Source organism: Pseudomonas sp. 300, assembly GCF_055803035.1.
Genome location: NZ_JAVLRV010000011.1, coordinates 1 through 259 on the forward strand (window position 1 = coordinate 1; position 259 = coordinate 259).

Annotated in this window: 1 pseudogene; it reads left to right on the forward strand. The window is 61.8% G+C overall.

What is annotated here, in order from left to right:
• Positions 1–259 (forward strand): annotated as a pseudogene (locus Q7W83_RS29415) (hypothetical protein); the annotation flags it as partial.

Below are 259 nucleotides of genomic sequence, written 5' to 3' on the forward strand. Positions count from 1 at the left end.
CGCATCGGTCAACTACACCCTGGCAGCCAACGTCGAGAACCTGATCCTGACCGGATCGGCTATCAAAGGCACCGGCAACGGGCTGAAAAACATCATCACCGGCAACGACGAGGCCAACCTGCTCGATGGCGGCGCGGGGGCGGACACCCTGATCGGTGGCACCGGCAACGACACCTACGTCGTTGACCTGGTCAGCAGCGGTGTCGGTGCCAAAGCCATCGCTGTACTGGAAGACACCATCACCGAGAAGGCCGGTGAA